Here is a 6847-nt window from a genome sequence, read left to right as displayed (position 1 = left end):
GCTTGACGACTCTGGCCCGCCCCGCACAACCACCCGAGACGCGACTCTCGCCGGAAGCTCCCGGCCCACTCGGGAAGCGCCTCGGCGGACTCGACCCGACCCTTCACCCTGCCCGCCGCTGCTGGCCGGTTTTCCGCCGAGCAATGCCGGGGTCTCGTCGGGAGCCCCGAGTCTGGGAGCCCCGCACGCTGGCGGCGGCCCCGCTTGACGACTCTGGCCCGCCCCGCACAACCACCCGAGACGCGACTCTCGCCGGAAGCTCCCGGCCCACTCGGGAAGCGCCTCGGCGGACTCGACTGGAGTCCCACCCTCCCTGCCGCTGCCGGCCGGGTTTCCGCCGAGCAATGCCGGGGTCTCGTTGGGAGCCCTCAGTCTGGGAGCCCCGCACGCCGGCGGCGGCCCCGCTCGACGACTCTGGCCCGCCCCGCACAACCGACCCAGGCGCGACTCTCGCCGGAAGCCCCTCGGCGGTCTCGACCCGACCCTTCACCCTCCCCGCTGCTGCCGACTGGGCGCTCCTCGGCTCCGAGCGGAGCAGCTTCATCCTCGGCGCAACCTGTACGTCAACGGCGGCGAGAACCAGGTCTGACCCGACCCGACCCGACCACGTCACCGGTCACCCATGTGTCGGCCCACCCCGCCGCCCGCAGAGGTAGAACAACTCGGGGTCCCCCTCGTCGAGGCCGTGCACCAGGCCCACCGGGCTCCAGCCGGCTCGTCCCAGGAGTCGCTGCATCGGCTGGTTGGAGACGTTGGTCGACGTGAACAGCTTCGGGGTCGTACACGAGGCCGCCGCGGCGTCCAGCAACCCGCGCCCGACGCCCCTCCCGCGAGCCGCCGGCGTCACCATCAGCATCGCGACGAAGCCCTGTTCGAAGAAGGTGTACTCCACCACGCAGTAACCGAGCAGGCGGCCGGACGCGTCCTCCGCCACCGTCGCCGAGCCCTGCCGGCACCACCTCGCGATGTTCGCCCGTCGCTCGGCGTCACCCGCGCTCGCGATCACGTCGATCCCGCCCAGCGTGTCCGCGTCCGACTCGTCCGCCCGCCGCACCGTGAAGTCGCCGAGGCCCACTGCGTCCATGCGCCCATGCTGTCAGCCCGCCCCGGACGCCGATCCCGCGGAGGTCGCGCGAGGCACGAAACGACCGCGGGCGCCGGACGGGAGAAATCGCTCCCGTCCGACGCCCGTGCGAACCGCCCTGCCCAGCCCTGCCTAGCTCTTCGTGGCCATCGCGCGCAGGAAGAAGGTCAGGTTGGCGGGGCGTTCGGCGAGTCGGCGCATGAAGTAGCCGTACCATTCGGCGCCGTAGGGAAGGTAGATCCGCATCAGATCGCCCTGCTCGACGATCCGGGTCTGCTCCTCGGGGCGGATGCCGTACAACATCTGGAACTCGAAGCTTCCGGGCGCCCGCCCCGCCCGGTCCGCCAGGTGCCTCGCGATGGCGATCAGGCGCGGGTCGTGCGAGGCCACCATCGGGTAGCCCTTGCCCTCCATCAGGATCCGCAGGCAGCGCACGTAGGACCGGTCCACGTCGCCCTTGTCCTGGAACGCGACCGACTCCGGCTCCTGGTAGGCGCCCTTGCACAGCCGCACCCGCGAGCCCTCGTAGGCCAGGTCCCGGCAGTCCTGCTCGGTGCGCCGCAGGTAGGCCTGGAGCACCGCGCCCACCCACGGGAAGTCCACGCGCAACTCGCGCAGGATGCCCAGGGTCGAGTCGGTCGTGGTGTGGTCCTCCATGTCGAGGGTGACCGTGGTGCCCACCCGCGCGGCGGCGGTACAGATCCGCCGGGCGTTCTCCAGCGCGATCCGCTCGCCGATGCCGGGCAGGAACTGGCCGACCGCGGACAGCTTCACCGACACCTCGGCGTCGCGGGCCAGGCCGGTCTCGCCGAGCGTGTCGAGCAGCGCGTCGTACGCGTCCACCGTGGCGTCCGCCTGCGCGCGGTCGGTGGTGTCCTCGCCGAGGTGATCGAGCGTCACCTTGCGCCCGGTCTCGACGAGTTCGCGGGTGACCCGGACGGCGTCGTCGAGCACGTCGCCCGCGACGAAGCGGTCCACGATGGCCCGGGTCGGCGGCAGGTGCTCGACCAGGGAGCGGGTCCGCGGCGAGCGGGCCGCCGCGAGGATGGGGCTGCGGAGCATCTTCTTCTCCCGAAGTACCGGTGGGTGGGGTCAGCCCATGTGCGGGTAGCGGTGGTCCGTCGCCGGGACGAACGTCTCCTTGATCGAGCGCGAGCTGATCCAGCGGGTGAGGTTCTGCATCGCGCCGGCCTTGTCGTTGGTGCCCGACGCGCGCCCGCCGCCGAACGGCTGCTGCCCCACGACCGCACCGGTGGGTCGGTCGTTGATGTAGAAGTTGCCCGCCGCGAACCGCAACACGTGCGCGGTGTGCGCGATGACCTCGCGGTCCTGGGCGATGATCGCGCCGGTCAGGCCGTACGCGGAGACCGACTCCATCTGGGCCAGCATCATGTCGTAGGCGTCGTCCTCGTAGACGTGCACGGCCAGGATCGGGCCGAAGTACTCGTCCTTGAAGATCTCGTGGTCGGCGTTCGCGGAGACCAGCACGGTCGGGCGGACGAACCAGCCGACGCTGTCGTCGTAGGTCCCGCCGGCCGCGACCTCCACCGTCTCGTCGGCGTGCGCCCGGTCGATCGCGCCCTTGTTCTTGGCGAACGCGCGCTCGTCGATCACCGCGCCCAGGAAGTGGCTCAGGTCGGTCGGGTCGCCCATCGACAGCCCGTCGACGGTGGCCAGGAAGTCGGCCTTGAAGTCGGACTCCCAGATCGAGCGCGGGATGTAGGCGCGCGACGCGGCCGAGCACTTCTGGCCCTGGTACTCGAACGCGCCGCGGACGAGGGCGGTGCGCAGCACGGCGGGGTCGGCGCTGGGGTGGGCGACCACGAAGTCCTTGCCGCCGGTCTCGCCGACGATCCTCGGGTAGGTGCGGTAGCCCGCGATGTTCTCGCCGACCGTGCGCCACAGGTGCTGGAAGGTGGCGGTGGACCCGGTGAAGTGGATGCCCGCGAGGTCCGGGTGGCGCAGCGCCACCTCGGAGACCGCGATCCCGTCGCCGGTGACCAGGTTGATCACGCCCGGGGGCAGCCCGGCCTCTTCGAGCAGTTCCATCAGCAGTACGGCCGAGAAGGTCTGCGTCGGCGACGGCTTCCAGACCACGACGTTGCCCATCAGCGCGGGCGCGGTGGGCAGGTTGCCCGCGATGGCGGTGAAGTTGAACGGGGTGATCGCGTAGACGAAGCCTTCGAGCGGGCGGTGGTCGGTGCGGTTCCACACGCCCGGGCTGCTGATCGGCTGCTCGGCCAGCGCGCGGCGCGCGAAGTGCACGTTGAAGCGCCAGAAGTCGATCAGCTCGCACGACGAGTCGATCTCCGCCTGCTGCGCGTTCTTGCCTTGGCCGAGCATGGTCGCCGCGGCCAGCGTCTCGCGCCACGGGCCGGCGAGCAGGTCGGCGGCCTTGAGGAAGATCGCCGCGCGGTCGTCGAAGGACAGGTCGCGCCAGCTCGGCGCGGCGGCGAGCGCCGCGTCGACGGCGTCCTGCGCGTCGGTGGTGTCGGCGTGTGCGAAGGTGCCCAGGCGCGCGGCGTGGTTGTGCGGCTGGACCACGTCCTCGCGCTTGCCGGCGCCCATGCGCCGCTTGCCGCCGATGGTCATCGGGAGGTCGATCGGGGCCGCGGCCAGTTCCGCGAGCTTCGCTTCGAGGCGGGCCCGGGCGGGCGTGCCGGGGGCGTAGTCGTGTACCGGCTCGTTGACCGGGACGGGAACCTGGGTCACGGCGTCCAAGACGGCGCTCCTGTTCGGTGATCGGTGGCGGGTTCGGGTGCCGTGTGGTGCGGTACGGCGGTCGGCGGGGCCGTGTGGCGCGGTGTGGCGCTGTACGGCCGCGGGCAACGCCGGGTGACGCCGTACGGCCGTGTGCGGACACGGATCTCGCCCTCAACGGTAGGCCGCGACCGCCGTCGGGTGTTTATCCGATCGGTTAAACTCGAAACTCCCTGCTTGGCTCATCGGCCAACCCCCGCAACATCCACGAAGGGGCCGAACGTGCCCGAATCCGGCGTCCCGCTGCGCGAACTGCTCGCCGCCCTCGGCGGCCCGGTCGGTGACGGCCCGATCCGGGTCGCGGCGGCGGCCGGCGGCCTGGAGGCGGCGGTCCGGCACGTGTCGATCCTGGATCCGGAGGAGGAGCCGCACGTGATGCCGGGCGACCTGCTGCTCGCGGTCGGCCTGCGCGGCCGGGCCGCGGCGGGCACGGTGCGGGCGGCGGGCGTGGCCGGCGCGACGGCGATCGCGGTCAAGGGCGAGAGCGCGGCGCTGCGCGAGGTGGCCGACGCGGCGGGCGTGGTGCTGCTGTCGGTGCGCCCCGAGGCCCGTTGGGAACAGGTGGCCGCGCTCGCGCACGCCGCCCTCGACGAGCGGCCCGACACCGAACCGCCCGACGGCGGCGACCTGTTCTCGCTCGCCCAGACCACCGCGATGCTCACCGGCGGCGGGGTCAGCATCGAGGACAGCGCCAACCGCGTGCTGGCGTACTCGCGGGCCACCGGGCCGGACGAGGCCGACGAGTTGCGGCGATTGTCCATCCTGGGGTGGCAGGGGCCGGAGGAGTACATGGCCCGACTGCGCGACTGGGGCGTGTTCCATCGGCTGCGCACCACCACGCAGGTGGTCGCCGTGGAGGAGCGGCCCGACCTGGGCATCCGGCGCCGGCTCGCGGTCGGGGTGCACGCCGGTGGGCGGTGGCTGGGCACGATCTGGGTCCAGGAGGGCCGCCGGCCGCTCGCCGATCGGGCCGAGGAGGTGCTGGTCGGCGCGGCGCGGGTGGCCACGCTGCACCTGGTGCGCCGGCGGGCCAGGTCGGCCGCCGAGGCCGGGCCGACCCGGGAGAGCGTGGCGGGCCTGCTCGGCGGCTCGATCGCGGCTCGGGCCGCCGCCGCGCAGCTCGGCCTGGACCCGGTGCGGCCGGTGCTCGTGCTCGGCTTCGCGGTGCGGGCGGACGTACCCGACGAGTCGGCGCAGGAGCTGGCCCGGACCGAACTGGCGAACCTGGTCTCGGTGTACGCGGCGGCGCGACACAGCCACGCCCGGGTCGCGCCGCTGGGCCCGAGGGTCTACGTGCTGCTGTCCGCGCCGCCGACGGAGGCGGTCGCGCTCGGCTGGGCGCACGAGATCGCCGCCGCCGCGCACGGCCACCTCGACCTGGTGGTGCGCGGCGCGGTCGGCGATCCGGCGCCGAGCCTGGCGCGTACCGTCGCGGCCCGGGAGTCGGCCGACCGGGTCCTGGACGCGATGGCGACCGGCGGGGTGTCGGCCGAGGTCGCGGCGCTGTCGGAGGTACGCCCGGAGGTGCTGCACGGGGAGGTCCAGGCGCTGCTGGCCGAGCACCGCGAGATCCGCGACCCGCGCCTGATCGCGCTGCGGGCGCACGACGGCGAGCACGACACGGAGTACGCGGACTCGGTGCTGGCCTGGCTGGACGCGCTGGGCGATGTGCGCGCCGCCGCCGCGGCGCTGCACATCCACCCGAACACGCTGCGCTACCGGATCCGCCGGGCGGGCGAACTGACCGGCCTGGACTGGGCCGACCCGAAGACCCGCCTGCTCGCGGCGCTGCTGCTGCGCCTGCCGGGGTGACCCGGCGGGGCCGCCGGGCCGCCCGGCGGCCCCGCCGCTCGGCGGCGTCGGCTCAGACCTTGATGCCCAGCTCGGAGAGCAGGTCCAGGCTCACGTACTCGCCGCCGGTGCGCGCCGCCGGCCCGTCGCACAACTCCAGCGTGGCGGAGACCATCTGGTCCATCGTCTCGATCTGATCGGGCCGCAACTGCCCGCCGACCAACTCCTCGGCGCCCTCGCTGAGTACCGCGGCCCGGGGCTCGATCGTGTTCACCCGGATCCCGGTCCCGTACAGCTCCGCCGCCAGCGCGTTGGTGATCCTGTTCAACGCCGCCTTGGACGCCCCGTACACCGCGCTCTTGGTCCCGAGCACCCCCAACTCGAACGGCGGCCCCGCCCACGGCCGGGCGGTGCCGCTGGTCACGTTGACGATCCAGCCCTCGCCACGCGTCGCCATGGCCGGTATCACGGCCTGACACAACTCCATCGGGGCCAGCACGTTCACCTCGAAGTGCAGCCGCGCACGGCGTTGCGGGTACACCCGAAGCGAGGCGTACGAGGCCATCGCCGCGTTGTTGATCAGGATGTCGATCGGCCCGCCCAGCCCCTCCTCGGCGGCGGGCACGATTTTGGCCCGCTGCGTCTCGTCGGACAGGTCGGCCGGCACCACGGCGGTGCGCCGACCGTGCCGGGCGATCAGCGTCTCCGTCCGCTCCAACGACCCGGCCAGATTCCCCTGCCGCACGGTACGCGCGGTCACCGCCACATCGGCTCCCTCGGCCGCGAGCCGCACCGCCAACGCCGCCCCGATTCCCCTGCTGGCCCCGGTGATCAATGCCCTACGTCCCTCGAACCGCTTGGCCACGGCGTCCCTCCCCTGATCCGGACAACTGCCTGCCACCATCCTCACAACAGTGGACTAGGTCAACCATCAGAACGCGAAATCCCACCCGTTGGAGGCCGAGACGGGGGACGACCCGGACCGCGGAGCGGCCTTGCTTGCCGGCGGGGCGGGGCGGGGCGGGGCGGCTGGGTGGGTGGTCGGGGCGAGTGGGTCGGGTGTTCCCGGCGGGCGTTGCGCTTTGGGTTGCGGGTGTCCGGTGCGGGGCCGGTCTGAGTCGGTGGTGGGCCGCCGCCGGCGTGCGGGGCTCCGAGACCTCGAGGTCCCGACGAGACGGGTGTGTTGGTCGGCGAAAAAGCGACCTGCAGCGG

The 6847-nt window shown here is 73.2% G+C and carries 5 protein-coding genes; 1 reads left to right on the top strand and 4 read right to left on the bottom strand.

Annotated features, from left to right (window positions below; all coding sequences use genetic code 11):
* Nucleotides 1–616: 616 nt before the first annotated feature.
* From ACFRCG_RS32820 to pruA, 3 genes are all read right to left on the bottom strand, one after another.
* Nucleotides 617–1084, bottom strand: a complete 468-nt coding sequence (locus ACFRCG_RS32820) for a GNAT family N-acetyltransferase (RefSeq protein WP_380038197.1) — start codon at nucleotides 1082–1084, stop codon at nucleotides 617–619.
* Nucleotides 1085–1216: 132 nt separating this feature from the next.
* Nucleotides 1217–2146, bottom strand: coding sequence for a proline dehydrogenase family protein (locus ACFRCG_RS32815; protein WP_380038195.1), 930 nt, complete (start codon nucleotides 2144–2146; stop codon nucleotides 1217–1219).
* Nucleotides 2147–2176: 30 nt separating this feature from the next.
* On the bottom strand, nucleotides 2177–3805 hold the full coding sequence (pruA, locus tag ACFRCG_RS32810) for an L-glutamate gamma-semialdehyde dehydrogenase (protein ID WP_380038193.1): 1629 nt from the start codon (nucleotides 3803–3805) through the stop codon (nucleotides 2177–2179).
* 261 nt (nucleotides 3806–4066) lie between these two features.
* On the opposite strand from pruA, the gene ACFRCG_RS32805 reads away from it, so the two are divergent.
* Nucleotides 4067–5656 carry a PucR family transcriptional regulator gene (locus tag ACFRCG_RS32805; protein ID WP_380038191.1) on the top strand — a complete coding sequence of 530 codons (1590 nt, stop codon included), beginning with the start codon at nucleotides 4067–4069 and terminating at the stop codon, nucleotides 5654–5656.
* Nucleotides 5657–5708: 52 nt separating this feature from the next.
* Here the strand turns inward: ACFRCG_RS32805 and ACFRCG_RS32800 are convergent, their stop codons facing one another.
* Nucleotides 5709–6500, bottom strand: a complete 792-nt coding sequence (locus ACFRCG_RS32800; RefSeq protein ID WP_380038189.1) for an SDR family NAD(P)-dependent oxidoreductase — start codon at nucleotides 6498–6500, stop codon at nucleotides 5709–5711.
* Between the last annotated feature and the right edge of the window lie 347 nt (nucleotides 6501–6847).

Origin of the sequence: Embleya sp. NPDC056575, from assembly GCF_042793325.1 — a bacterium.
In the GTDB taxonomy this organism is placed as follows: Bacteria; Actinomycetota; Actinomycetes; order Streptomycetales; family Streptomycetaceae; genus Embleya.
Note: the sequence above shows the minus strand (reverse complement) of the source record. Positions and strands in the feature narration are given on the sequence as shown.